Origin of the sequence: Bradyrhizobium sp. SZCCHNRI3043 (genome assembly GCF_032377735.1) — a bacterium.
Taxonomy (GTDB): domain Bacteria; phylum Pseudomonadota; class Alphaproteobacteria; order Rhizobiales; family Xanthobacteraceae; genus Bradyrhizobium.
The window spans coordinates 17,103-41,315 of record NZ_JAUHID010000012.1 but is presented as its reverse complement, the minus strand read 5'-3'; the positions used below and the strand labels follow the sequence as shown (position 1 = coordinate 41,315).

Annotated in this window: 26 protein-coding genes; 11 read left to right on the top strand and 15 right to left on the bottom strand. The window is 65.3% G+C overall.

What is annotated here, in order from left to right:
* Positions 1-10 precede the first annotated feature (10 nt).
* The 5 genes from QX124_RS21995 to QX124_RS21975 all read left to right on the top strand — a co-directional run bounded on the left by QX124_RS21995 (position 11) and on the right by QX124_RS21975 (position 4,632).
* Positions 11-784: an HpcH/HpaI aldolase family protein gene (locus tag QX124_RS21995; protein WP_315798252.1), complete on the top strand. Its 774-nt coding sequence runs from the start codon at positions 11-13 to the stop codon at positions 782-784.
* Between the two features lie 292 nt (positions 785-1,076).
* Positions 1,077-1,901 carry an acyltransferase gene (locus QX124_RS21990; RefSeq protein WP_315798251.1) on the top strand — a complete coding sequence of 275 codons (825 nt, stop codon included), beginning with the start codon at positions 1,077-1,079 and terminating at the stop codon, positions 1,899-1,901.
* 213 nt (positions 1,902-2,114) lie between these two features.
* Positions 2,115-2,732 (top strand): 30S ribosomal protein S4, encoded by a 618-nt coding sequence (gene rpsD, locus QX124_RS21985; RefSeq protein ID WP_011925811.1) that lies wholly within the window; start codon positions 2,115-2,117, stop codon positions 2,730-2,732.
* A 426-nt stretch (positions 2,733-3,158) separates the two neighbouring features.
* Positions 3,159-3,491 carry a hypothetical protein gene (locus QX124_RS21980; RefSeq protein WP_315737362.1) on the top strand — a complete coding sequence of 111 codons (333 nt, stop codon included), beginning with the start codon at positions 3,159-3,161 and terminating at the stop codon, positions 3,489-3,491.
* A 73-nt stretch (positions 3,492-3,564) separates the two neighbouring features.
* Entirely contained in the window at positions 3,565-4,632 is a 1,068-nt protein-coding gene (locus QX124_RS21975; protein ID WP_315798250.1) for a threonine aldolase family protein, read from the top strand.
* A 3-nt stretch (positions 4,633-4,635) separates the two neighbouring features.
* Here QX124_RS21975 and QX124_RS21970 read toward each other — a convergent pair whose 3' ends face one another.
* Both QX124_RS21970 and grxD read right to left on the bottom strand, forming a co-directional pair.
* On the bottom strand, positions 4,636-5,856 hold the full coding sequence (locus QX124_RS21970; protein WP_315798319.1) for a serine hydrolase domain-containing protein: 1,221 nt from the start codon (positions 5,854-5,856) through the stop codon (positions 4,636-4,638).
* Between the two features lie 114 nt (positions 5,857-5,970).
* Entirely contained in the window at positions 5,971-6,309 is a 339-nt protein-coding gene (grxD, locus tag QX124_RS21965) for a Grx4 family monothiol glutaredoxin (RefSeq protein ID WP_006609190.1), read from the bottom strand.
* Positions 6,310-6,615: 306 nt separating this feature from the next.
* On the opposite strand from grxD, the gene egtB reads away from it, so the two are divergent.
* Positions 6,616-7,866 carry an ergothioneine biosynthesis protein EgtB gene (gene egtB / locus QX124_RS21960; protein WP_315798249.1) on the top strand — a complete coding sequence of 417 codons (1,251 nt, stop codon included), beginning with the start codon at positions 6,616-6,618 and terminating at the stop codon, positions 7,864-7,866.
* A gap of 54 nt (positions 7,867-7,920) precedes the next feature.
* Entirely contained in the window at positions 7,921-8,892 is a 972-nt protein-coding gene (gene egtD, locus QX124_RS21955) for an L-histidine N(alpha)-methyltransferase (protein ID WP_315798248.1), read from the top strand.
* On the opposite strand, the gene QX124_RS21950 is transcribed toward egtD, so the two are convergent.
* Positions 8,868-10,070, bottom strand: a complete 1,203-nt coding sequence (locus tag QX124_RS21950) for a low temperature requirement protein A (RefSeq protein ID WP_315774281.1) — start codon at positions 10,068-10,070, stop codon at positions 8,868-8,870. The genes egtD and QX124_RS21950 overlap by 25 nt on opposite strands.
* A gap of 38 nt (positions 10,071-10,108) precedes the next feature.
* On the bottom strand, positions 10,109-10,348 hold the full coding sequence (locus QX124_RS21945; protein WP_315737357.1) for a BolA family transcriptional regulator: 240 nt from the start codon (positions 10,346-10,348) through the stop codon (positions 10,109-10,111).
* A gap of 251 nt (positions 10,349-10,599) precedes the next feature.
* Here QX124_RS21945 and QX124_RS21940 point away from each other — a divergent pair, with 251 nt between their 5' ends.
* Positions 10,600-10,965, top strand: coding sequence for a DUF427 domain-containing protein (locus tag QX124_RS21940; RefSeq protein ID WP_315737356.1), 366 nt, complete (start codon positions 10,600-10,602; stop codon positions 10,963-10,965).
* A gap of 81 nt (positions 10,966-11,046) precedes the next feature.
* Here QX124_RS21940 and QX124_RS21935 read toward each other — a convergent pair whose 3' ends face one another.
* Positions 11,047-11,220 (bottom strand): DUF1328 domain-containing protein, encoded by a 174-nt coding sequence (locus QX124_RS21935; RefSeq protein ID WP_009031962.1) that lies wholly within the window; start codon positions 11,218-11,220, stop codon positions 11,047-11,049.
* A 432-nt stretch (positions 11,221-11,652) separates the two neighbouring features.
* Here QX124_RS21935 and QX124_RS21930 point away from each other — a divergent pair, with 432 nt between their 5' ends.
* On the top strand, positions 11,653-12,849 hold the full coding sequence (locus tag QX124_RS21930) for an acyltransferase (RefSeq protein ID WP_315798247.1): 1,197 nt from the start codon (positions 11,653-11,655) through the stop codon (positions 12,847-12,849).
* A gap of 303 nt (positions 12,850-13,152) precedes the next feature.
* On the opposite strand, the gene purL is transcribed toward QX124_RS21930, so the two are convergent.
* On the bottom strand, positions 13,153-15,360 hold the full coding sequence (gene purL, locus QX124_RS21925) for a phosphoribosylformylglycinamidine synthase subunit PurL (protein ID WP_315737354.1): 2,208 nt from the start codon (positions 15,358-15,360) through the stop codon (positions 13,153-13,155).
* Positions 15,361-15,556: 196 nt separating this feature from the next.
* On the opposite strand from purL, the gene QX124_RS21920 reads away from it, so the two are divergent.
* Positions 15,557-16,039 carry a PaaI family thioesterase gene (locus QX124_RS21920; RefSeq protein WP_315759029.1) on the top strand — a complete coding sequence of 161 codons (483 nt, stop codon included), beginning with the start codon at positions 15,557-15,559 and terminating at the stop codon, positions 16,037-16,039.
* Between the two features lie 99 nt (positions 16,040-16,138).
* On the opposite strand, the gene QX124_RS21915 is transcribed toward QX124_RS21920, so the two are convergent.
* From QX124_RS21915 to purC, 5 genes are all read right to left on the bottom strand, one after another.
* Complete coding sequence (locus QX124_RS21915; protein ID WP_315737718.1) at positions 16,139-16,876, bottom strand: tetratricopeptide repeat protein; 738 nt, start codon at positions 16,874-16,876, stop codon at positions 16,139-16,141.
* Between the two features lie 237 nt (positions 16,877-17,113).
* The gene (locus tag QX124_RS21910; protein WP_315798318.1) at positions 17,114-18,370 is read right to left on the bottom strand and encodes a DUF1236 domain-containing protein; all 1,257 of its coding nucleotides are present in this window, start codon (positions 18,368-18,370) and stop codon (positions 17,114-17,116) included.
* Between the two features lie 198 nt (positions 18,371-18,568).
* Entirely contained in the window at positions 18,569-19,270 is a 702-nt protein-coding gene (purQ, locus tag QX124_RS21905) for a phosphoribosylformylglycinamidine synthase subunit PurQ (protein ID WP_315737352.1), read from the bottom strand.
* 188 nt (positions 19,271-19,458) lie between these two features.
* Positions 19,459-19,701: a phosphoribosylformylglycinamidine synthase subunit PurS gene (gene purS, locus QX124_RS21900; protein ID WP_315759032.1), complete on the bottom strand. Its 243-nt coding sequence runs from the start codon at positions 19,699-19,701 to the stop codon at positions 19,459-19,461.
* Between the two features lie 13 nt (positions 19,702-19,714).
* Positions 19,715-20,482 carry a phosphoribosylaminoimidazolesuccinocarboxamide synthase gene (gene purC, locus QX124_RS21895; RefSeq protein ID WP_208866972.1) on the bottom strand — a complete coding sequence of 256 codons (768 nt, stop codon included), beginning with the start codon at positions 20,480-20,482 and terminating at the stop codon, positions 19,715-19,717.
* Between the two features lie 311 nt (positions 20,483-20,793).
* Between purC and QX124_RS21890 the strand changes: the two genes are divergently transcribed.
* Positions 20,794-21,114: a DUF1476 domain-containing protein gene (locus QX124_RS21890; RefSeq protein WP_315798246.1), complete on the top strand. Its 321-nt coding sequence runs from the start codon at positions 20,794-20,796 to the stop codon at positions 21,112-21,114.
* Between the two features lie 55 nt (positions 21,115-21,169).
* On the opposite strand, the gene QX124_RS21885 is transcribed toward QX124_RS21890, so the two are convergent.
* From QX124_RS21885 to ntrB, 4 genes are all read right to left on the bottom strand, one after another.
* Positions 21,170-21,523, bottom strand: a complete 354-nt coding sequence (locus QX124_RS21885) for a gamma-glutamylcyclotransferase family protein (RefSeq protein ID WP_315798245.1) — start codon at positions 21,521-21,523, stop codon at positions 21,170-21,172.
* Positions 21,524-21,635: 112 nt separating this feature from the next.
* Positions 21,636-22,124, bottom strand: a complete 489-nt coding sequence (gene cynS / locus QX124_RS21880) for a cyanase (RefSeq protein ID WP_315779742.1) — start codon at positions 22,122-22,124, stop codon at positions 21,636-21,638.
* 50 nt (positions 22,125-22,174) lie between these two features.
* Positions 22,175-23,077: an ABC transporter ATP-binding protein gene (locus QX124_RS21875; protein ID WP_315737348.1), complete on the bottom strand. Its 903-nt coding sequence runs from the start codon at positions 23,075-23,077 to the stop codon at positions 22,175-22,177.
* A 158-nt stretch (positions 23,078-23,235) separates the two neighbouring features.
* Complete coding sequence (gene ntrB / locus QX124_RS21870; RefSeq protein WP_315737347.1) at positions 23,236-24,075, bottom strand: nitrate ABC transporter permease; 840 nt, start codon at positions 24,073-24,075, stop codon at positions 23,236-23,238.
* Between the last annotated feature and the right edge of the window lie 138 nt (positions 24,076-24,213).

Genomic DNA, 24,213 nt, shown 5'->3' with positions numbered 1-24,213 from the left:
GAGACCGCCGATGTCCGCAGCGCCCCCACCGCTCAACCGCCTCAAGCAGGCCTGGCGCGACAGGAGGCCGACGTTCGGCGCCATCGCCACCATCCCGAGCATCCAGACCGTGCGTATCATGGCGCAGTCGCTCGACTGGATCATCGTCGATCTCGAGCATGGCCCGATCGATCTCTCCACCGCGCATGCGATGATCACCGCCACGGCAGGCACGCCCTGCGTGCCGCTGGTGCGCATTGCCGCCAACGAGCCGCATCTGGCGAAAGCGCCGATGGACCTCGGCGCGCTCGGCATCAACTTCCCGATGATCTCGAGCCGCGCGGACGCCGAGAAAGCCGTGCGCAGCGTGCGCTACCCGCCCCACGGCGACCGTCTGTGGGGTCCGTTCCATGCGCCATTCCGCTGGAACGTGTCGATGGCCGAGTACATGGCGACCGCCGACGACGACATGGTCTGCATGGTGACGATCGAGCATGTCGAGGCGGTCGAGCGCATCGACGAGATCATGGCCACCCCCGGCATCGACATTGCCGTGATCGGTCCCGGCGACTTGGCGACCTCGATCAACAAGCGCGGCCAGCTCGATGACCCCGAAGTGAAATCCCTGATCGCCCGCGCCGAGGCCGGCATCCTCAGATCGGGCGTGCCGATCGGCGGCGCGGCGCGCTCGGCTGAGCAGGCCAATGCAATGATTGAGCGCGGCTACCTGGCGCTGGCGCTCGGCTTCGACTGGTCCTTGTTCCAGCGCGGCATTGCCGCGAGCTTCGAGGGGATCAAGCGCTAGAGTCGGCGGCCGGCTTGGGCCGGTCCTTCACGTTCCAAACAAAGAACAAGAGTTGGGGGGAACACCATGATGAAGAAGACGATTTTCGGCCTGTCGCCGGCCCTGCCCGGGCTCGGGGTGGTCGACAAGACCAAGCCGCTCGCCTCGCCGGCGCCCTGACGCCCAAACGAGGCGTTTGCTGCACGGCGCCCCGGTGCTAACAGAGGCCCGCCACCGGCCAGGCCGGGAGCCACCAAGCAACGGCCACGCGAGACGGCCAAGACAGAAACCAGCGGGAGCGATCGATCTCACGATGCGCGGAACAACCAAGCCGATCTCGCTGCACCGCCGTCTGATCATCGATCTGATGCATGCCTCGCGTGACGTGCCGTTCGTGTCGCTGGCGCGCACGATCCATATCGGCCCGCTGCTCGAGGCCCGCGCCGCGGCCGTCCGCCCGCCCGGTTTCGCCGCGATCTTCGTCAAGGCGTTCGCCCTGGTCGCCCGCGACGAGCCGGTGCTGCGCACGCTCTACGTCAAATGGCCCTGGCCCTGCTTCTACGAGCTGCCGCGCAGCGTCGCCACCGTCACCATCGCCCGGGTCGAGCATGGTGAGGATTGCGTGCTGCCGCAGCGCATCTCCGGGCCGGAGACCATGACCCTGGCCGAGATCGATGCCGTGATCCGGCAGGGCAAGGAGGCGCCGGTCGAGGACGTCGCCATGTTCCGCAAGATCATGCGGGCGACCCGGCTGCCGTTGCCGCTGCGCCGGTTCGCCTGGTGGGTCGGGCTCGGCTTCGGCCGGCAGCGGGCCAACTGGTTCGGCAATTTCTCCGTGACCAGCGTCGCCGCCTGCGGCGGCGGCCAGTTGCTGGCCCTGAGCCCGGGACCGTTCATCGTCAATTACGACGTCATCCAGCCCGACCATACCCTGGCCATCCTGATCCGCTGGGACCACCGGGTCACCGACGGCGCCATGATGGCCAGGACCGCAATGCGGCTCGAGCAGGTGCTGAACGGGGAGATCGCGGCCGAGCTGAAGGCCGGAACCCCGTGCGGCCGTGGGCCGGCGGAGGCCGTACCCGGATTCCCGGCTGCGCGGCAGAAAATTACCGTTGCGGGAGAGCCGCAGCGGTGATTCGCCGGCAAAAGCGCCGGTTGCGGTTTGACAAGTCGGCAGGTTCTCCCGTAGAACCCGCCTGCTCGCGGGCCGGTTTCGGCCCGCGTTGCGTTTCGCGACCCGTGGCCTTCATCCCTTCATGCTTTGGGGATGGGCCTGTCGGTGGACCGGGCTTCCGGACACACAGGAGGGCGCGTTTCCTCAAACCCTAACTTGATCGAAGAGGACGCGATGACTAAGCGCAGTGAGGCGAAGTACAAGATCGATCGCCGCATGGGCCAGAACATCTGGGGCCGCCCGAAGAGCCCCGTCAACCGCCGCGAATACGGCCCCGGCCAGCACGGCCAGCGCCGCAAGGGCAAGCTCTCGGACTTCGGCGTGCAGCTGCGCGCCAAGCAGAAGCTGAAGGGCTATTACGCCAACATCTCCGAGCGCCAGTTCCACGGCATCTATGTCGAGGCCGGCCGTCTCAAGGGTGACACCGGCGAGAACCTGATCGGCATTCTGGAGCGCCGTCTCGACACCGTCGTTTTCCGCGCCAAGTTCGTCTCGACCATGTTCGCGGCGCGCCAGTTCATCAACCACGGCCACATCAAGGTGAACGGCCGCAAGGTCAACATTGCGAGCTACCAGGTCAAGCCGGGCGACGTGATCGAGGTCAAGGAAGCCTCGAAGCAGCTCGCCGTGGTGCTGGAAGCGACCCAGCTCGCCGAGCGTGACGTGCCCGACTACATCGAGGCCGATCACTCCAAGATGACCGCGAAGTTCATCCGCATCCCCGCGCTGTCGGACGTGCCGTTCGCGGTGCAGATGGAGCCGCATCTGATCGTTGAGTTCTACTCGCGCTGATCTTGACCGGACCGCGGTCCGATCCCATCTGATAATCCGAAGGCCCTGGCACGCGCCGGGGCCTTCCTTTTTTGGGCTTCTTTTCGGATGGGACGAACCGATTCCCGAATGCCACACCTGCCACGAAATCGCCCCAACCTGGGCTGACAGCGAATCCGTCCCGTGATTCACTGTCTGCAGTTGTAAAGTAGCGGGGCGTTCGCCATGGAGTTCAACAGGCGCAATATCATCTTCGGTGCGTTGCCGACCGATGCGGTCGGTGCTCCGCCTCTGCCGCCGTTGCGGGCGCCGCCCCTCAGCGCTTCACCGTTACGCGCACGGCCCTCGGGGATCCGTTACCGATTCAATGACGGCCTCTACCCTTCGACGGTCTTCGACATTCTCGAACGCTCCTGCTGGCACGTCCAGTCTGATGCGACAGCCCATGTGATCCGCCATCTCGGCACCGGGCTCACCTTCGCCGACGCGCAGCTTCGCCACGATCCCTACGCGCTCGAGCTCCTGCACTGTTTCGACGATTCCCGCGAACTCGCCGACGAATGGCACACCATGCTGGTCGGCTGGGCCGCGGTGAACATGGGCTGGAACATCCGGCGGCAGCGGCCGGGCGCCGCGCTGCTGCTTTCACCGTCACGGCAGAGCCCGCTCGACTCCTGGGTGTTCGATTGCACCGAGGCGCCGCCGCTGGTGGCCGAGCCGATCGAGACCCGGCCGTTGCGGCGGCCGGACATCTGGCTCAACCCGCCGCGCGCGGCGTAATCGAGGAGGCGTTTTGCGGGGGCGATGCGAGTTGGGTAAGGTCGGGTCGTGATGAGCCGAACGAGGACTGCCGATGTATTACACCCCGCCCCCGCGCGATCCCAAGGCGCCGCCCGTGCGCGTCAATCTGTTGTCGGACACGCAGACCCGCCCGACAGCCGCGATGCGCGAGGCCATCGCGCGCGCCGAGGTCGGCGACGAGCAGATCGGCGACGATCCGACCGTGCATGAATTGTGCGGCCGCGTCGCCGCGCTGCTCGGCAAGGAGGCCGCGGTGCTGATGCCGTCGGGCACGATGTGCAACGTCGCGGCGACGCTGGTGCATTGCCGGCCGGGCGACGAGATCCTCGCGCATGAGACCGCGCACATCATCTCGCGCGAGGGCGGCGCCCATGCCGCGCTCGGCGGCTTTCAGGTCACGCAGTTGAAGGGGCCCGACGGCCAGTTCACGCCGGAGACATTCCGCGCCGCGCTGCATCCGCGCTCGCGCTACCAGCCGCCGCAGACCGTCGTCAGCGTCGAGCAGACCGCCAATATCGGCGGCGGCACGATCTGGAAGAAGGCTGATCTCGACGAGATCGTCGAGATCGCCAAGGCGAACGGCATGGCGACGCACATGGACGGCGCGCGGCTGCTCAACGCGACGGTTGCCACCGGCATTCCGGCCGCCGAGATGACCGCGGGCTGGGATTCGGCCTGGATCGATTTCTCCAAGGGGCTGGGCGCGCCGATCGGCGGCGTGCTCGCCGGCAGCGCCGCCTTCATCGACGAGGTGTGGCGCTGGAAGCAGCGGCTCGGCGGGTCGATGCGGCAGGCCGGAATCGTCGCGGCAGCCTGCATCTACGCGCTCGATCACCATGTCGACCGGCTCGCCGAGGACCACGCCAATGCACGGGCGCTGGCGCGCGGGCTGTCGCAGATCCAGGGCGTCGAAGTGCAGGAGCCCGAGACCAATCTCGTGTTCTTCAAGCCCGACGGCGCCGGTGTGCCCGGCGACAAGATGGTGACCGAGCTGCGCAAGCGCGGCGTGCTGCTCGCGATGATGGACGGCCGCATCCGCGCCTGCACCCATCTCGACGTGACCGCAGCCATGATCGAGGAGACCATCGGCCATGTCCGGGAGATCGTACGCGGAGCATGAGGATCATGGTGCGAGCGCCGCATAGACCAGCCGCCGCACATCGCTCGCGATGCGGCCGCGCTGCGAGGGCGCCTGCATCATGACGATGACGAACAGGTCGTCGGCGGGATCGATGAAGAAGAACGTCCCGCCGACGCCGTCCCAGCCATATTCGCCTGATGGCACCGGAGGCTTCTCCGTGATGCGCACGGAGAAACCCAAGCCGAAGCCGCTGTCGGCGCCGGGAAAATAGAGGTCGTCACGACGAATTCCCGCCCCAACGACATGATCCCGCGTCATGACCGCGACGGTCTCAGGCTTGAGATAATAGCTGCCGTCAAGCTCACCGCCGTTCAGCAGCATCTGAGCGAACCGCGCGTAGTCGGAGATGGTGCTGATCATTCCCGCCCCACCCGACTCCCAGCGTCTGGGCCGAATGGGATCGTCGATGCCGGCGATCGGATGATCGAACCAGTCGCGCGGCGACGGTTCGGCGACGCGGCTACGCTGGCTCGGGTCGGCGAGGAAGAACGCCGTCTCGCGCATGCCGAGCGGCCCGAGCAGCCGCTCCTGCTCGAACTCATAGAGCGAGCGGCCGGAGACGATTTCGATCACCCGCCCGAGCACGTCGGTCGAGTGGCCGTAGTCCCACACCGTGCCAGGCTGCTCGGCCAGCGGCAGCCTGGCGAGGCGCTCGACGAAGGTGGCGTTGTCGATGTCGCCGTCAAACAGAGGCGCCTTCGCATAGAGCCGGCGCACGGCCGTCTCGCCATAAAAGCCGTAGGTGATGCCGGAGGTATGGCGCAGCAGATCGCGGATGGTGATCGGGCGCGCCACCGGAGCAGCGCCGACCCTCACGTCAGCGAAGGCGGGAATGTAGCTCGCCAGCGCATCATCGAGCTTCAGCCTGCCGTCATCGACCAGCATCATCGCCGCCACCGACGTGACCGGTTTCGACATCGAGTAGATGCGGAAGATCGCATCCTCCGTCATCGGCGCGCGCGTCGCGGGATCGCGAACACCGAAACTCTGCAGCAGGACAGGGCTGTCGTGCTGCTGAATCAGCACGACCGCGCCCGGAATGTTGCCGGCGGAGACTTCGTCGCGGAAATAGGTCGGGACCGCCTCGAGGCGCCGCCGGTCGAGATCGCGCGGCGACTGTGCGCCTGCGCGGGCCAGGCACGGCAGCATGGGCGCCGCGAAGAGTGCGCCGAGCAACGCGCGTCGCGAGACGAGGCCGTCCATGACGCCAGCCCCGCCCGTCAGTCTTGCTCTCGACATCGCACGCTGCCGCGCCGTGCCATCAACGCGGCGCCGACAATCCCGTCAGCGCTGCGTTGGGGGATGTCCGCGGATAGCTCAGGCCGAGGCCGCCGTGCCGACCGGGATGCCCTTGTCGGTGAACAGCTGCTGCAGCTCGCCGCTCTGGAACATCTCGCGGACGATATCGCAGCCGCCGACGAACTCGCCCTTCACATAGAGCTGCGGAATCGTCGGCCAGTTCGAGAACGTCTTGATGCCGTTGCGCAGCTCGGCGGATTCGAGAACGTTGAGGCCCTTATAGCCGACGCCGACGTGGTCCAGGATCTGCACGACCTGGCCGGAAAATCCGCACTGCGGAAACTGCGGTGTCCCCTTCATGAACAGGACGACGTCGTTCGACTTCACTTCGTTGTCAATGAATTGCTCAATGCTCATCTTCGCTTCCTCTAGGGCGCCTCAAGGAACGCCTGGGGCTCGGTGCCGCGCGGGTCGCCGCCGGACGGATTTCGTCCAGAGCCGACCGTCACTGTCTTATATGTAGCGCAAACCGTTGTTCAGCCAAAGTAAAATGCCGAGGATCAGTCCGCAACACAGTCACCCGGCCGGACCATAGGCTGATGGCAGCAATATTATAGCCGCCACGAGGGTTTCATCCCGTAACCAAGCCCCTATCTAGGACGAACCGCCCAAAAGGAACTTGTTCCGTCGAACATCGTTTTCTCCCGGCAAACGGAGACCCTCGTGACCAGTTCAGCGTCCGCCACGGCCCCGCATCAGATCACCGCTGCGCAAACCCCTGGGCCGGGTCGCCTGGCCGGCAGTCTGATCGAGGCGTATCTCGCGATCCGGAACGAGACCGAAGCCCGGGCGGCCCCGCTGAGCCCGGAAGATCAGGTCATCCAGTCGATGCCGGACGCCAGTCCGGCCAAATGGCATCGCGCCCATACCACTTGGTTCTTCGAGCAATTTGTGCTCGGCGCGCACTGCCGAGGATATGCCCCTTTTCACCCCGATTATGCCTTCCTGTTCAACTCCTATTACGTCAGTGCGGGCCCGCGCCACACGCGGGGCGAGCGGGGCCTGATCACCCGCCCGGGGGTGGCCGAGATCACGGCGTACCGCCGGCATGTCGACGCGGCCATGGTCGACTTCCTGGGCCAAGCCGATGCCGCGACCTTGGCAGCCGTGGCGCCGCTCGTGGAGGTCGGCCTCAATCACGAGCAGCAGCACCAGGAGCTGATGCTGACCGACATCCTGCATGCGTTCGCGCAGAATCCGACGGCGCCGGCCTACGATCCATCGTGGACATTTCCGTCCCCAACGGACCGGGGCAAGGATTGGGTCCACCTCCCCGAAGGCATCCACACCGTCGGGCACGCCGGCGATGGTTACCATTTCGACAATGAGGGGCCGGCGCATCGGGCGCTCGTCGGGCCGGTCGGGATCGCGCGCAATCTCGTCACCAATGCCGAGTGGCTCGCCTTCATGGATGACGGCGGCTACCGGACCGCCACGCTCTGGCTCATGGACGGCTTCGCTGCCGCCAGCCGCGAGGGCTGGCAGGCTCCCGGTCATTGGTACAAGGTCGAGGGCGAGTGGCGCATCATGACGCTGGGCGGATTGACGACCGTCGATCCTGACGCAGCCGTCTGCCACGTCAGCTACTACGAGGCTGATGCGTTCGCGCGCTGGCGCGGCAAGCACCTACCGACCGAGATGGAGTGGGAGGTCGCCGCGCGCGGCAACCAGCTCAACGATGCCTTCGGCACCGTGTGGCAATGGACCCGCAGCGCCTACAGCCCCTATCCCGGCTATCGTGCCATCGAAGGCGCGCTCGGCGAGTACAACGGCAAATTCATGGTCAATCAGCTGGTGCTGCGCGGCTCATCGCTCGCGACGCCGGCAGGCCACAGCCGCGTCACCTATCGCAACTTCTTCTATCCGCATCATCGCTGGCAATTCACTGGGCTCCGGCTCGCCGACTACGCCTGATCAACCCACATTCGCTGCCCGACAGTCGCGCCCGTGCGCGTCCAGGAGAGTATCATGAACGTGCACGTCAACACGTTGTCCAACGCTCACCTTCCCGACGCCGAGACGTCGGCATTCGCGCGCGATGCGGTCGCAGGCCTCGCGCAGCAGCCCAAGCAGCTGTCGCCGAAGTATTTCTATGACGCGGCGGGATCGGATCTGTTCGAGCAGATCACGCGGCTGCCGGAGTACTATCCGACCCGCACCGAGCTCGGCATTCTCAGGGATCGCGGCGCCGAGATCGCTGCGATCATTCCCGATGAGGCGGCCTTGGTCGAGTTCGGCGCCGGCGCCACCACCAAGGTGCGGCTGCTGCTGGAAAGCTGCCGCTTCGCGGCCTATGTGCCGGTCGACATCTCCGGCGAGTTCCTGACCGCACAGGCCGACAGCCTGCGCCGCGACTTCCCGCAGCTCGCCGTGCACCCGGTCGTCGCCGACTTCACGACGGCGTTCAAACTACCCGAGGCCATCGAAGGCAAGCCGAAGGTCGGCTTCTTTCCGGGATCGACGATCGGCAATTTCGAGCCGCACGAGGCCTGCCGCTTCCTGCGCTCAGCGCGCGAGATCCTAGGGACCGGCGCGCTGATGATCGTCGGTGTCGACCTGGAGAAGGACGAGCGCGTCCTGCATGCCGCCTACAACGACGCGGCCGGCGTGACCGCGCGCTTCAATCTCAATCTGCTGTTGCGGATGAACCGGGAGCTCGGCGGCAATTTCGACCTGTCCACCTTCGTCCACCGGGCGATCTACAATCGCGAGCAGCACCGCATCGAGATGCATCTGGTGGCGCGGAAGCCGCAGACTGTACGGCTGCTCGGCACCACCCTCTCGTTCCGCGCCGGTGAGAGCATCCACACCGAGAACAGCTACAAATACAGCATCGAGCGCTTCGGCGCGCTGGCCCGTGGTTCTGGCTGGAAAGTCCGGACCGTGTGGACGGATGCCGAGAAGATGTTCTCGGTTCAGGCGCTCGTCGCCGAGGCGTGAGGCTCTGGCTTCGATCGCAGCGACAGCGTCTCCCACAAGGCGACGATCGCCAGCAACGCGCTCGTCAGGGCCGAGAGCACGAGAGGCGACAGTTCGGTCGCGAACCAGCCGAGCCCGATCAGCGCCAGCAGTCCAGCGCCGTGCGACAACTGCAGGAAACCGCGGATGTTGAACTTGAAGAGGATGGTCCCGAGCAGAAACACGAACGGACCGCCGATCGTTGTCGCCGCCGTATTCAAGTCGGCATGCCCGAGCGGGTGCTTCAGGACGATCTCGTCCGACACGGCCGACACGATGATGCCGGCGACGATCGGCATGTGCAAGTAGGTGTAAGCCGAGCGCGCCATCAGCCCGGATTGCGCCGACTGCGAAATCACCTCCGATCCCGCCTCGGCGCCGCGGTTGAAATACACCGCCCACATCGCCACCGTGCCGATGAAGGCGCTGGCGAAGGCGGCAATGTTGGCTCCGGTCCAGTCGAGCTCGGCAAAGGTCGCGCCGGTGACGACGATGGATTCGCCGAGCGCGATGATGATGAACAGCGCACAGCGCTCCGCCATGTGGCCGCCTTCGACCATCCAGTCCTCCACGGTGGATGCACCCAGCCCGGGGACCCAGAAGCGGACGGCCGGCGAAACATATTCCAGGGTGAGCGCCGCCCCCCACAGCCCCATCCGCGCCGGGCCCTCGGCAAGGCCGCCGAGCAGCCAGAGCACGGCGGAGGCACTGAGCCAGGAGAGGATGCGGGCGGCGTTGCGGCGGACGGCAGATCGCTGCGGCGGCGTCGCGGTCAACCAGAACGCGGTCCGGCCGACCTGCATGGCGGCGTAGGCCATGGCGAACCACAGGCCGCGGTCGTCGAACGCCCGCGGGATCGACATCGACAGCACGAGGCCCGCCAGCATCAGCGCGAACAAGAGACCTCGGACCAGCGCCTTCTCGGGATCGAGCCAGTTGGTGACCCAGGCGGTGTAGACCCACACCCACCAGACCGCGAGAAACAGGACGGCTGTCTGGGCGGCGCCGAGCGGCGAGAAATGGCCGATCAGATAGTGCGAGATCTGCGTCACCGCGTAGACGAAGACGAGATCGAAGAACAGCTCGACGAACGTGACCCGGCTGTGCCGGTTCGGCTCAATGACGCGAAACAGCGCACCACGCGGATCGTCCACCGCCATCTCCCCCGGATGCGTGCTGCGCGATCTGCAATGAACGGTCAGCGCTGCTCAGGCACGCCGGTCTGCAGCGCCAGAGCGTGCAGCACGTCACCCATCTGGCCGCGCAGCGATTGATAGACGAGCTGATGCTGCTGCACGCGGGATTTGCCGCGGAACGATTCCGAGATCACCGTCGCGGCGTAATGGTCGCCGTCGCCGGCGAGATCGCGAATCGTCACCTGGGCGTCAGGGATGGCAGACTTGATCATCTGCTCGATATCGTGGGCATCCATGGGCATCCCGGTGCATCTCCTTATGTCGGGCAGGCGCCGCATCCCGTGGACGATGTAGCCCGCAGGGCCCGCGGCTTGGCTGCACTCCCATCAGTGGCCCGCCGAGCACGGCGAATCAAGGCGTTCTCGCGGGACCGTGATGGTGAAATCTAGCGCGAACCGCTTTCGAGGTCACGCGCGGAACCACTATATACCGGGATCAAACGAGATACGTCGGACCGGGTGACGCACCCAAAAGGCTGAATCGTGAGGGCGACATGAAGCTTCCAGGACCGGATCACCCGATCACCATCACCCCCAATCCGAAACGTGTGCGGGTGATCGCCGACGGCGCCGTGATTGCCGACACCACCCGCGCGTTGACGCTGAAGGAAGCGAGCTACCCCGCGGTTCAATACGTGCCGCGGGCCGACGTCGACATGGCGGCCCTGCAGAAGACCGATCGTGTCACCCATTGTCCGTACAAGGGGGATGCGAGCTATTTCAGCGTCGTCGCCAACGGCAAGACATTGGACAATGCGATCTGGAGCTACGAGGCGCCCTTCCCGGCGATGACCGAGATCTCGGGCCACCTGGCGTTCTATCCGGACAAGGTGCGGATCGAGGAGATCGCAGTTGATTGAACTGCGGTGACAGCCCGCCGCGCGGCCGGCGCGAGGCCATACCGGCGCGGCGGTCGTTTCGGTCACTGACCTGATGGCGTGCTACACTCTGAAAATCGTAAGCCCCAGAATCAGGAGCACGAGGAAGATCACCAGGAAGATGTAGAACAGGATCCGCGCAATGTCGGCGGAAGCTGCCGAAATGCCGGTGAAGCCGAGAATACCGGCCACCACCGAGATCACGAAGAACAGCAACGCCCATTTGAGAAGTGTCACGGTATGGTCCTCCGGTTCTGCGCCGTGCCGGCGCGGCGCCTCACTAACGATGCCGCGGGGAACCGGTTCCTTCGGCCATCGATCCCGTCGCCGAGAAGTGCGCAACCCACGGCAGTCCCGCCCGTAACTTCGTAGGTCGTCGGTTCGTAAGGATATCGGGAGCGGAAATCGGCAGAGGGTGTGAGAAACCGGCTTGCGGACCGCGGCACTTGCTGATTTGCAGCACCAACGACAACATCTGGTGGTCCGGCGCCGTCATTCGCTCGCTTGCGGGCGTCTCCAGCGAATGACGGTGCCAGACAGTCACACGATCTCATTGAATCATTCCGGCTCGCGCTGCCTTGGACGGCGTTTGCGTGACGCCCCGCGGCGAAGGGGATGCGAACGTCACATCCGCTGCACGGGCCGGGCAGCAGCGACGCTGGGGGGCATATGGTCATATCGGTTACACAATCGGCGGCGGCCGCAAAGGTCGAGCTTCAGGCCCGCCCGCGCGCCCGGGCGCGCAACGCCGCGCTCGATCACGCCCGGACATTCCTGACGCTGGTGGTGCTGCTCCACCACGCCGTGATTCCCTATACCTATTTCGGGCACACCGATCCGACGTCCTTCCTCGGCTTCGATGCCATCGTGCTGGCCACCGACAGCTTCTTCATGGCCATGTTCTTCTTCCTGTCGGGCCTGTTCGTGTGGTCGGGCCTTGCTCACAAGTCGACGCTGCAATTCCTGCGCGACCGGCTGTTGCGTCTTGGCCTGCCCTTCGCCATCGCGGCCCTGACCGTCATTCCGTTTGCTTATTACGCGATCGAGCTGCGCGCCAATCCCGAAGCCACCTTCGCTGCCTTTTGGTGGAAGACCGTCACGGTCGGTCCATGGCCGAGCGGGCCGATCTGGTTCATCTGGGTGCTGCTGGCGTTCGACACCTCGGCGGCCCTGCTGTACCGCGTCTCGCCGCGCCTGCTGGATCCGATCAACCGGCTATCGCAGCGCGCCTTCGAGCATCCGGGCGACTTCTTCTTCGTCTTCCTGCTGATCACTGGCGTGCTCTACATCCCGTCCCGGCTCTATTTCGGCCCGACCTTCTGGTTCGAGGCCGGACCGCTCTCGGTGCAGGCCAGCCGCGTCTTGCTCTACGCCGCCTATTTCTACGTCGGGGCTGGCATCGGCTCGGCCAATTTCGAACGCGGCCTGCTGGCCGCAGAAGGGCAGATGTCGCAGCGCGGGCTCGGGGCCTGGATCGTGGTCACGCTCGTGCCCTATGCGCTGCTCTGGGTGCTGATCACGATCAAGCGCCAGGTGCTGGGCAATCCGCCCGTGTTGCCGCAGTGGTACGAGGCGGCCTACGGCTTCTTGTTCGTCATCTTCAGCGCCGCGATCCTGTTCGCGATCCTGTCCTACTTCCTCAACAACCGCCGCTCGGAATTCTCCGTGCTCGATCGCATGCAGGCCGATGCCTATGGCATGTTCCTGGTGCACTATCCGATCGTGCTGTGGATCCAGTACTGGCTGTTCGACCTCAATCTGCCGGCCATTGCCAAGGCCACGATCGCCTTCGTCGCCACCGTGCTCCTGAGCTGGGGTGCGACGTGGGTGCTGCGGCAGATTCCGGGCGCGAAGAACGTGTTGTAAGGACGATCCTGTCTCCTCCGTCATTGCGAGCAGCGAAGCGACGAAGCAATCCAGACTGCATCCGCCGATGGAATCCTGGATTGCTTCGCTTCGCTCGCAATGACGCCGGGCAAGGCTGCGGCGCTCACGGCAAACTCCCCTGTCGTCCCTGCGAAAGCAGGGACCCATAACCACAGGGCGTCGTTGTTGAAAGAGCTCAACGACCAGCGTGCGTGACAACCGCGGCCGCGGAGTCTGGGTCCCGGATCGGCGCCGCGACGGCGCCTTGCGCCGTCGTGGCTTGTCCGGGACGACAGGGGTGAGTTAGGCGGCCCCGCCCATGTAGCCGGGCAGCCAGCTCTCGAAGCGGGTCTTGAGCGCAGTGACCTCGACCGACGCCTCGCCAGCGATGGCAAGCGCTGTGCCGCCTGTCGTGCCGATGCGCGTGCACGACACGCCGGCACCGCGCATCTTGGCAAGCACGCGGCCAGCCTCGGTCTCCGGCACCGTCACGAGATAGCGCGCCTGGTCCTCGCCGAACCAATACGCATGCGGCACGATCGACGCAGGCGCGGCCAGCAGCCGCGCGCCGATCCCGGAGGCCATCGCCATCTCGGCGAGCCCCACCAGCAGGCCGCCGTCGGAGAGATCGTGTGCGGCCGTCGCCGTGCCCGCATGGATCATGCCGCGGACGACATCGCCGATGCGCTTCTCGGCGGCGAGATCGACCGGCGGCGGGGCGCCCTCCTCGCGGCCGCAGATGTCGCGCAGGTAGACCGACTGGCCGAGCCAGCCATGGGTCTCGCCGATCAACAGGATCGCCTCGCCCTCGGCCTTGAACGCGATGCTCGCCGATTTGGTGAAATCATCGAGCAGGCCGACGCCTCCGATCGACGGCGTGGGCAGGATCGCGCGGCCATTGGTCTCGTTGTAGAGCGAGACGTTTCCGGAGACGACGGGGAAGTCGAGCGCGCGGCAGGCTTCCGAAATGCCTTTCAGACAGCCGACGAACTGCCCCATGATCTCGGGCCGCTCCGGGTTGCCGAAATTGAGATTGTCGGTGATGGCGAGCGGCCGGCCGCCGACCGCGGTGATGTTGCGCCAGGCCTCCGCGACGGCCTGCTTGCCACCCTCGAACGGGTCGGCCTCGCAATAGCGCGGCGTGACGTCGACGGTGAGCGCAAGCCCCTTCGGGCCATCCTGCACGCGCACCACTGCGGCATCGCCGCCGGGGCGCTGCACGGTGTTGCCGAGGATCACATGGTCGTACTGCTCCCAGATCCAGCGCTTGGAGCACAGATCGGGCGTTGCGACGAGCTTCTCCAACGCCGGGATGATGTCCATCGGCGACTTGACCTCGCGGGCGTGGATCACCGGCAGCGCCGATGAGGCCACATGCGGACGGTCGTACAGCGGCGCCTCGTCACCGAGCTCCTTGATCGGCAGGTCGGCCATGACGTCGCCGCCATGCTTCACCACGAACCGCTTGCTCGGCGTGGTGTAGCCGACCACCGCGAAATCGAGCCCCCATTTGCGGAAGATCGCTTCCGCCTCCTTCTCCTTCTCCGGCTTCAGCACCATGAGCATGCGCTCCTGGCTTTCGGAGAGCATCATCTCGTAGGCGCTCATGCCGATCTCACGGGTCGGCACGGCATCGAGATCGAGATCGACGCCGAGGTCGCCCTTGGCGCCCATCTCGACCGCCGAGCAGGTCAGGCCGGCCGCACCCATGTCCTGGATCGCAATCACGCAGTCCGCGGCCATGATCTCTAGGCACGCCTCCAGCAGCAGCTTCTCGGCGAAGGGGTCGCCGACCTGCACCGTCGGGCGCTTCTCCTCCGAGGAATCGTCGAACTCGGCCGAGGCCATCGAGGCGCCATGAATGCCGTCGCGGCCGGTCTTGGAGCCGAGATAGACGATCGGCATGTTCACGCCGGAGGCCGCCGCATAGAAGATCTTGTCGGCGTCGGCGAGGCCGACCGCCATGGCGTTGACCAGGATGTTGCCGTCATAGCGGGTGTGGAAGCGGGTCTGGCCGCCGACCGTCGGAACGCCAAACGAGTTGCCATAGCCGCCGATACCGGCCACCACCCCGGACACCAGATGCCGGGTCTTGGGATGCTCCGGCGCGCCGAACGACAGCGCGTTCAGGCAGGCGATCGGGCGCGCGCCCATCGTGAACACGTCGCGCAGGATGCCGCCGACGCCGGTGGTCGCACCCTGGTACGGCTCGATGTAGCTCGGGTGGTTGTGGCTCTCCATCTTGAACACGACCGCCTGGCCGTCGCCGATGTCGATCACGCCGGCATTCTCGCCGGGGCCTTGGATCACCCAGGGCGCCTTGGTCGGCAGTCCCCGCAGATGGATGCGCGACGACTTGTACGAGCAGTGCTCGTTCCACATCGCCGAGAAGATGCCGAGCTCGGTGAAGGTCGGCACCCGCCCGATCAGCTTCAGGATGCGCTCATATTCATCGGGCTTCAGCCCGTGGGCGGCGACGAGCTCGGGGGTGATCTGCGGTTCATTGCGCATGGAGAAATGCCTTTGCCCGTGGGCCGCTGGTCCCTTGAAGCCTGCTTCATAGAAAGATCGCCAGGGCGGGAAAAGGCCTTTTACGGCCCTATTCCGCCCTGTCCAGAGCTTTGGCCCGGACCGCCAGAAGGGATATTTGCAGATTGGCGACCAATCGGATTTAAGACGGTAAATCAACAGTTAAAGGCCCTGACACGTGCACGACCTGTCCCGTTCCGCCTTCGAGAACCGTCCTGGCATCCACATCGCGACCGACGGCGAGTTCGCCGGCTGGCGGACCTGGATGCGCGACAGCTACGAATCCCACACCGGGCCATTCTGGCACCGGATGGAGGACGATGGCTCGATCCGCTGCGCCTTCCGGGTCGAGAAGAAGCACCTCAACGGCGGCGGCAACGTCCATGGCGGCTGCCTGATGACCTTCGCCGACTACTGCCTGTTCGCCTTCGCCGCGCCGATCATGCAGGGCCCGGGTGTCACGGTCTCGTTCTCGAGCGAATTCCTCGACGCGGCGCGCGAGGGTGAGTTGATCGAGGCCACCGGCGAGGTCACCCGCGCCGGCGCCTCGCTGATCTTCCTGCGCGGCATGCTGCATTCCGGCCCGAGGCCGCTGTTCTCGTTCTCTGGGACCATCAAGCGGGTCAAGCGGCGGACGCCGGAGGCGGCGAACTCGCCGTAGCGGATGATGTCGTAGCCCGGATGAGCGCAGCGATATCCGGGGTCTCACGCGCGCTGTCCGTGAACCCGGATATCGCTTCGCTCACCCGGGCTTCCGGCGTCACCCCGCGAGCTGCTTCTCGGCGAGGGCGATCCACTCGGCCTGCGCCTTGCGCACATGTCGTGGCGCGCGCTTCATCTGGATCAGCAGCTCGGTGAACACGACCTTGGCCTCATCGATCCGGCCGACCAGCTTGAGCAGCGTGCCGTAGCGGACCTTCGCCTCGCTGCCCGGTGCATAGTCCAGCAGCGCCTGGTACTCCTCGATTGCCTCGTCGGTGCGGCCGGCTTCCTGCAAAGCCCGCGCATAGAGCAGATGCGCCTCGGCCGAATTGTAGTCCGGCCAGGCCTTCTGCAGCTCGTCGAGCGTCGCCAGCGCATCCGCGGGGCGGCGGCGCGCGAACTGCGCCTTGGCCTTGCCGAGCGCGAACAGCGGCTCGTGGCCCATCGGCAGGCTCAGGATGTGATCGTAATGCTGCTCCGCCTCGTCATAGCGTCCGACGGCGACGCATTCCTCGGCCAGCGCCGCGCGGTTGGCGATCGTGTCCGTGATCGCGACACGATCGGACAACTCGCGGTAGTACTTCTCCGGGTCGAGCTTGTTGGCGACGCGCTTGCGCGCCTTCTGGACGTCGTGGCTGCCCAGCCATTCCGGCACCAGCTCGACCACGATGTAGGCGAGCGCGCCGATCAAGGGGACCAGCAAAATGATGAACGCCCAGGGCTGCATCCGCCCGGTACGCGAGGCGTGGTAGATCAGCGAGATCTGAAGAAGTATAATGACGAGTGCAACCGGCACGACGGTCCCCACGGCCAATCCCTACACGCCGACGTTGATAGCGTGGCCGAGCGCGGCCGACAATCCCGCATCCGCCGGCTCAATTGACGATGCCGGTTGGACGCATCGGGACAACGGCCGGTTCAAACAGCAGAGCAAGGCTTGTTCAATCGCCGTACGGAAGGCGATCCTGTCGCGCAAAAAGGGCGGAAGCGCGTCGCGCTCCCGCCCTCGAGCCGCCGTCGTATCGCCGCGCCGTTATTGCTGCTGGTCGATGACCTGCACCACCTTCTGATCGCGGGGGTCAACCAGCACGACCTGCTCGCCGATCGCCAGATACTGGTAGTTGGCGAGTTCCGGATTGCTGCGCGCGAGCTCATCGGGCACGCGGCGCAGGCTCAGGCAGCTCGGTCCGGACGAGGTCGATGGCGATGTCGTCGAGCCCACCGTGCCCGTCTCGGTGGCGGCGCGGCGCAGGATCTGGCGCTGATCGTCCGACAGCACGATGCGGGTCGAGCTTACGCCGTAGCCACCGCGGTCATAGCCGAGATCGGCGCGCATGCCGTTTTGCGGGATCACGTCGACGATCTCGCGGCTGCGCGGATCGATGATGGCGATCTCGTCATGCACAACCGTATACTCGTAGCCGCGATATTGCGGAACGATGGTGACGATGTCCGACGGCAGCGGACGCGGCCGCACGCGCTCCGGCAGGCGCTCGCCGACATTGATGCGGATGTCGATATCGGTGCGGGCACGGTCGAAGTCGTGATCACGCTTGAGCTGGTCGACCACGCGGGTCTTCTGCTGCTCGTTGACCGAAACCTGCGTGCTCGAGCGGGTGCTGTTGGTCTGGGTCTGGTTGCTGGCCTGCCCGGTCGCATCCGGCTTGCCCGCGGTGGCGCCGGCCGGACCGGTCTGCTGGTTCTGCTGCGCGGTCGTGCTCTTGCTGTCCGTTGCGCCCGGCTGATTGGGCTGCCTGCTGCGGTCGGTCTGCTTGTCGGCCGCCTGGTCCGACGTGCCGGCCTTGCGCTCGTCCTGGCTCTGCCGGCTCTTGTCGATGCCGCTGCGATCGGCCTCGCGGTCGGACTTGCGGTCGGTTGCACCCGACTTGCTCTCGGCCGCGCGATCCTCGCCCTTGCGCGGTTCGTCGGCGCGTCCCTGCTGTTGCTTCGACTCGGCCTTGCCCTTGCTGTCAGACTGCTTGCTGTCAGCCTGGGACCTGGTCTCGGCGCTGTCCTTGGCATCGTGGTCGCGCTGCGCCGAGGCCGGCCCGCGCTCAGCCTTGCTGTCAGCGCCCTGCTTGGTCTCATGCGCCGAGCGCTCCGAGGCTCGCTCCTGCGCCTGCTCGCGCCCGGTCGAGGACGAAGGTTCGCTGCGGCGCAGATCCTGCGCGCTCTGCTTCGCATCGGACCCGGCGCGTTCCGCCGCGGCAGCGCCGCCGCCCTTCGACTCCGCGCCCGGACGGGCCGCCTCGCGCGGCGAGGCCGCCGCCGGGCCACCCTCGTGCTTCATTTCCGATTGCGCTGACGCGGCATTCGCACCCGCGCCGATCGCGAGAATGATGGCGGCAGTTCCCAGCCAATGTTTCGTCGTCATATAAGAACCTCCTTGGTTCATGCCCCATGGAATCGGGCGGACAACGCAAACAGCCGCCCGGTGTTGCCGGGCGGCGCGAGAAAAAAGCTACGGAACGATTTCGATGAACGGCCTTCAGGCCGCGCGATCGAGATGGGCGACGAGACCGGCAAACAGGCCACGACCGTCGGTGCAGCCCATGATGTCCTCGACGTGATTCTCGGGATGCGGCATCATGCCGAGCACATTCCCGTTCTCGTTGACGATGCCGGCGATGGAATGCGCAGCACCGTTGATGTTGCTGATGTCGCCGACCTCGCCATCGGCCGAGCAGTAGCGATAGAGCACGCGGCCATCGCCATTGAGGCGCTTCAGGGTCTCCTCGTCGGCTGCATAGTTGCCCTCGCCATGGGCGACCGGCACGCGGATCACCTGGCCGGCATTGTAGCCGCGCGTGAACGGCGAGTCGGAGCGCTCGACCCGCAGATGCACGTCCTTGCAGATGAACTTCAGCTTGTCGTTGCGCATCAGCACGCCCGGCAGCAGGCCGGATTCGCACAGGATCTGGAAGCCGTTGCAGACGCCGAGCACAAGACCGCCTTTGGCGGCGTGGTCGCGCACCGCGTCCATGACAGGTGCCCTGGCCGCGATCGCGCCACAGCGCAGATAGTCGCCATAGGAGAAGCCGCCGGGAACGACGACGAGATCGGTGCCCTTCGGCAGCGCCGTCTCGGCGTGCCATACCATCGCCGGCTCATGGCCGGAGATCATGCGCAGCGCGCGCGCCATGTCGCGCTCGCGATTGATGCCGGGGAAGACGAGAACGGCGGATTTCATGATCTTACGTGCTTGCTCGAGGATCGCTCCCTCGCGGCCACGCGAGAGTGTTTGAGTCTGACGAGAACTCCAAATTCAACGCTCGCACGCCGGCAAGGAGCTCATCGACCGAATGTTCGACAAGGACCAGATCACGCGAGATCTCCAGCAGTCGCTCGTAGATCTCGCGCTCGGTCACGGCCATTGCCCTATCCCAGCAGCTCCACCCGGTAATTCTCGATCACCGTGTTGGCGAGCAGCTTGTCGGCGGCCGCCTTCAGGGCGGCCTCCGCCTTGGCCTTGTCGGCGCCTTCGAGCTCGATGTCGAACACCTTGCCCTGGCGCACGCTCGCGACGCCGTCGACGCCGAGCGATTTGAGGGCGCCCTCGATCGCCTTGCCCTGCGGATCGAGGATGCCGGATTTCAGCGTCACCGTGACACGCGCTTTCACGTCTTGTTCCCTTTTAGCTCTTGACGAGAACCGGACCGGAGCCCACCGGACGCTCGTTCTCCATCAGGATGCCGAGCCGCTTGGCGACCTCGGTATAGGCCTCCAGAAGGCCGCCAAGATCGCGGCGGAAGCGGTCCTTGTCGAGCTTCTCGTTCGACTTGATGTCCCACAGCCGGCAGGAATCGGGGGAAATCTCGTCGGCGACGATGATCCGCATCATCTCGTTCTCGAACAGCCGGCCGCACTCCATCTTGAAGTCGACGAGGCGGATGCCGATGCCGAGGAAGAGCCCGGTCAGGAAGTCGTTGACGCGGATGGCGAGCGCCATGATGTCGTCGATCTCCTGGGGGGTCGCCCAGCCGAACGCGGTGATGTGCTCCTCCGACACCATGGGGTCGTTGAGCTGGTCGTTCTTGTAATAGAATTCGATGATCGAACGCGGCAGCTGGGTGCCTTCCTCGATGCCGAGGCGCTGCGACAGCGAGCCCGCCGCCACATTTCGAACGACGACCTCGAGCGGCACGATCTCGACCTCGCGAATCAACTGTTCGCGCATGTTGAGCCGGCGGATGAAGTGAGTCGGTACCCCGATGTCGTTGAGGTGCTGAAACAGGTACTCCGAGATGCGGTTGTTGAGGACGCCCTTGCCTTCGATCACCTGGTGCTTCTTGGCATTGAAGGCGGTGGCGTCGTCCTTGAAGTGCTGGATCAGGGTGCCCGGCTCGGGGCCTTCGTACAGGACCTTGGCCTTGCCTTCATAAATGCGACGCCGACGGCTCATTGGGATGTACCGTGTTTTGTTGAAATCCATGAAATGGTGGGCTCCGGATGACTTTGGACAGGACCACGACGGAGCTGCCGCGAGGGCCCGGATGTTAAGGAAACAGAACGAGAACCGGGCCTGTGGGAAACCTATCTCATTGGTGTCCCGAGCACAATCGATCCGGGCCTCGGGAGCGGAGTTTTACCGCCCTTCCCTGCGGCCTCGTACCCGTTGTATTGGCAAGATGTTCCAATTATTTAGGCGTGCGGCCACCGCCCCGCAACCGCCTGCGCGGTTAACCCTCTTCGGCAACACTGGAAGTTCCGACCATGACCACGTTCGACAAGCGCGAGGACGCCTTCGAGAAGCAATTCGCCCATGACGAGGAATTGAAGTTCAAGGCAGAAGCCCGCCGCAACAAGCTGCTCGGCCTGTGGGCAGCCGAAAAGCTCGGCAAGTCCGGCGCTGACGCCGACGCCTACGCAAAGGAGGTCGTCGCGGCCGATTTCGAGGAAGCGGGCGATGCCGACGTGCTGCGCAAGGTGCTGGGCGACCTCACCGCCAAGGGCGCTTCCGTTACCGAGGCCGAGGTCCGCGCCAAGATGAGCGAGCTGCTGGCGACCGCGGTCGCCCAGATCAAGGCGGGATAGTGCGAGGCCAATAGCGGCTTGGGAGTAGCGAATGGGGATGTCCGTCCCCTCTTCGCTACTCGCCTGCTTTGACGTACACCCACGCGCGAGTGCCGGAGCGCAGCACCACATCTACCCGCTTGTAATCGGCCACCTCGTACTGGTCGGCTGCGTGCAGTTCGGCTGCCGTGATTTCAAACACCGTTCCGTCGACGGCATCGTCAGGATCGTCGCTCGGCACGACGATAGGGTGAAACTGCTCTCCACTGCTGGCGAGCACATCCGGGTCCGTGATCTCAATGAAGCTCTTTCTGAAGCCCGGCATCGAATCGGCACGCCCGACGAGACGTCGGCCGAAAGACTTCAATTGAACGCTTTCGAGCTGAAGCGTGCCATAGGAGAACAGGAACGTGGTCTGGATGACGCTCAAGCGCAGTCTCCGCGCGATCTGGCCAATCGCGGATAGACATATCTGACACCAGAGTGAATGGCGAGCAGCAAATAGGATGTCGTTCTATTCGCTACTCGCTATTCCCTGCTCGCTATTCCTCTTTAAATCCATATTCCGGCACGTTGCCGCTGGCGCCGTAATATTTGTACGGCAGGAACTTGCCCGACATCGTGATCTTGACGCGGTCGCCCTTGGCATTGGGCAGGCGCTCCATCACCATGTCGAAATCGATCGCCGACATGATGCCGTCGCCGAATTCCTCCTGGATCAGCTCCTTCCAGGCCGGGCCGTTGATCATCACGAGCTCGTAGAAGCGGTAGATCAGCGGATCGGTCGGCGGCATCTGCACGCCCTCGCCGCGCATCGGCGTCTCGTTCAGCATCGCGATCTCGGACTTCGACAGGCCGAACAGCTCGCCCGCATTGGCGGCCTGCGGCTTGGTCAGCTTCATCTGGCCGAGGATGGCGCCGACGATCAGCACCTCGGAATAGCCGCCGATCGTCTCGCAGATGTACTTCCAGCTCCAGCCCTTCTCGCGCTTGATATCGAGCAGCTTCTCGGTGAGGTCGGATCGCTTCATGCTTGGTCTCCCTTGAGAGTCTTCGTTGATGGGTTTCTTCCGGCGGGGCGTCAGCGGGCGATCGCCTGCGGCGCGTCGTTCTCGACCGGGTTGGACGCGACGATCGTCGGCTCGCTGCGCCCGATCTTCACCACCGGCACCTTGCGCGGGTCGTAATCGGGCGTCTCGGCGGTGAAGGTCTTGCTGCGGCTGACTAGGAAGTCGATGATGTGGTTGCGCAGCGCGTAGTACAGCGGATGGCGGTGCAGGTCGCCGCGCAGCCGGTCCTTCGGCAGCGGGTTCTCGACGATCTCCGCCAGCACCGCGCCCGGCCCGTTGGTCATCAGCACGATCTTGTCGGCGAGATAGATCGCCTCATCGACATCGTGGGTGATCATGAACACGGTCTGGCCGGTCTCGACGCAGATGCGCCGCACCTCGTCCTGCAGCGTGCCGCGCGTCAGCGCATCGAGCGCTGAGAACGGCTCGTCCATCAGCATGATCTTCGGCGTGATCGACAGCGCGCGGGCAATGCCGACGCGCTGCTTCATGCCGCCGGACAGCTCCGACGGCCGCTTGTGCTCCGAGCCGGCGAGGCCGACGAGCTCGATATATTTCAGCGCATGCGCCTTGACCTTGGCACGGTCCCATTTGCGCCACTTCGACGAGACCGCATAGGCGACATTGCCGAGCACCGTCCGCCATGGCAGCAGCGCGTGGCTCTGGAAGATGACGGCGCGGTCGAGGCTCGGCCCCTCGATCGCCTGGCCGTCGACGATGACGGCGCCCTCGCTCGGCACGTCGAGGCCGGCAAGAACATTCAGCACCGTGGTCTTGCCGCAGCCGGAATGGCCGATCACGCAGACGAACTCGCCGCGCGCCATCGCCAGCCACAGGTTCTCGAAGATCGTCGTGCTGCGCGCCCCATCATAGCGCTTGGCGATCCCTTCGATGGAGATGAACTTGTCGGTCATAGGAAGGTCTTTCCGTTCCCTCCCCCCTTGTGGGGGAGGGTCAGGGAGGGGGGTCCCCCACGAAGACTCGCGCGTGAGGCACCCCCACCCCTAACCCCTCCCCGCAAGGGGGAGGGGAACGGAGTTGCGCACCTTGCAGCAGTTCGCCTGATCATGCCCTACTCCGGAAACGTCACGAGCCGCGACACGCGGGCCAGGATCTGATCCAGCACCATGCCGACGAGACCGATCAGCAGGATCGCGATGATCACGTTCGTGATCGACAGATTGTTCCACTCGTTCCAGACGAAGTAGCCGATGCCGGTGCCGCCGACGAGCATCTCGGCGGCGACGATCACGAGCCAGGCGATGCCGATCGAGATCCGCATGCCCGTCAGGATGGTCGGCGCCGCCGCTGGCAGGATGACGGTGAAGGCGCGGCGGAAATTCCCGACCTCGAGGGTACGGGCGACGTTGATCCACTCCTTGCGGACGCTGGCGACGCCGAAGGCGGTGTTGATCAGCATCGGCCACACCGAGCAGATGAAGATCACGAAGATCGCCGACAGGCTGGAATCCTTGATGGTGTAGAGCGCCAGCGGCATCCAGGCGAGCGGCGAGATCGGCTTGAGGATCTGGATGAACGGATCGAGCGCCTTGCTCATCAAGGGCGACATGCCGATCAGGAAGCCGAGCGGGATCGCGACCGCGACCGCGATCAGGTAGCCGAGCATGACCCGCCCGAGCGAGAAGGCGAGCTGGATGCCGAGCCCCTTGTCGTTCGGACCGTTGTCGTAGAACGGCCGCCGCAGATGCTCCCACAGCTTGGCGCCGACATCGAGCGGCCCGGGCATCGCCGACTTGCCTTGCGTCGCTGTCATGCCCATCAGCTTGGCGTATTCGGGGCTCATGTTGGCAGCCGTGCCCGTGCTGCGGGTGGCGATATGCCAGGCGCCGAGGAAGACGGCGAGCAGAAAGATCGAGACGACGGCGGCGCGCAGGCGGAGTGAGGCGGTCATGACGTCGCTCCACCCACGCTGTCGTCCCTGCGAACGCAGGGACCCATAACCACCGTCGGCAGTTGGTGGAAACGATTGTCGCTACCGCCCCTGCCCCAAGACAGGTCACGGCGTATGGGTCCCCGCGTTCGCGGGGAC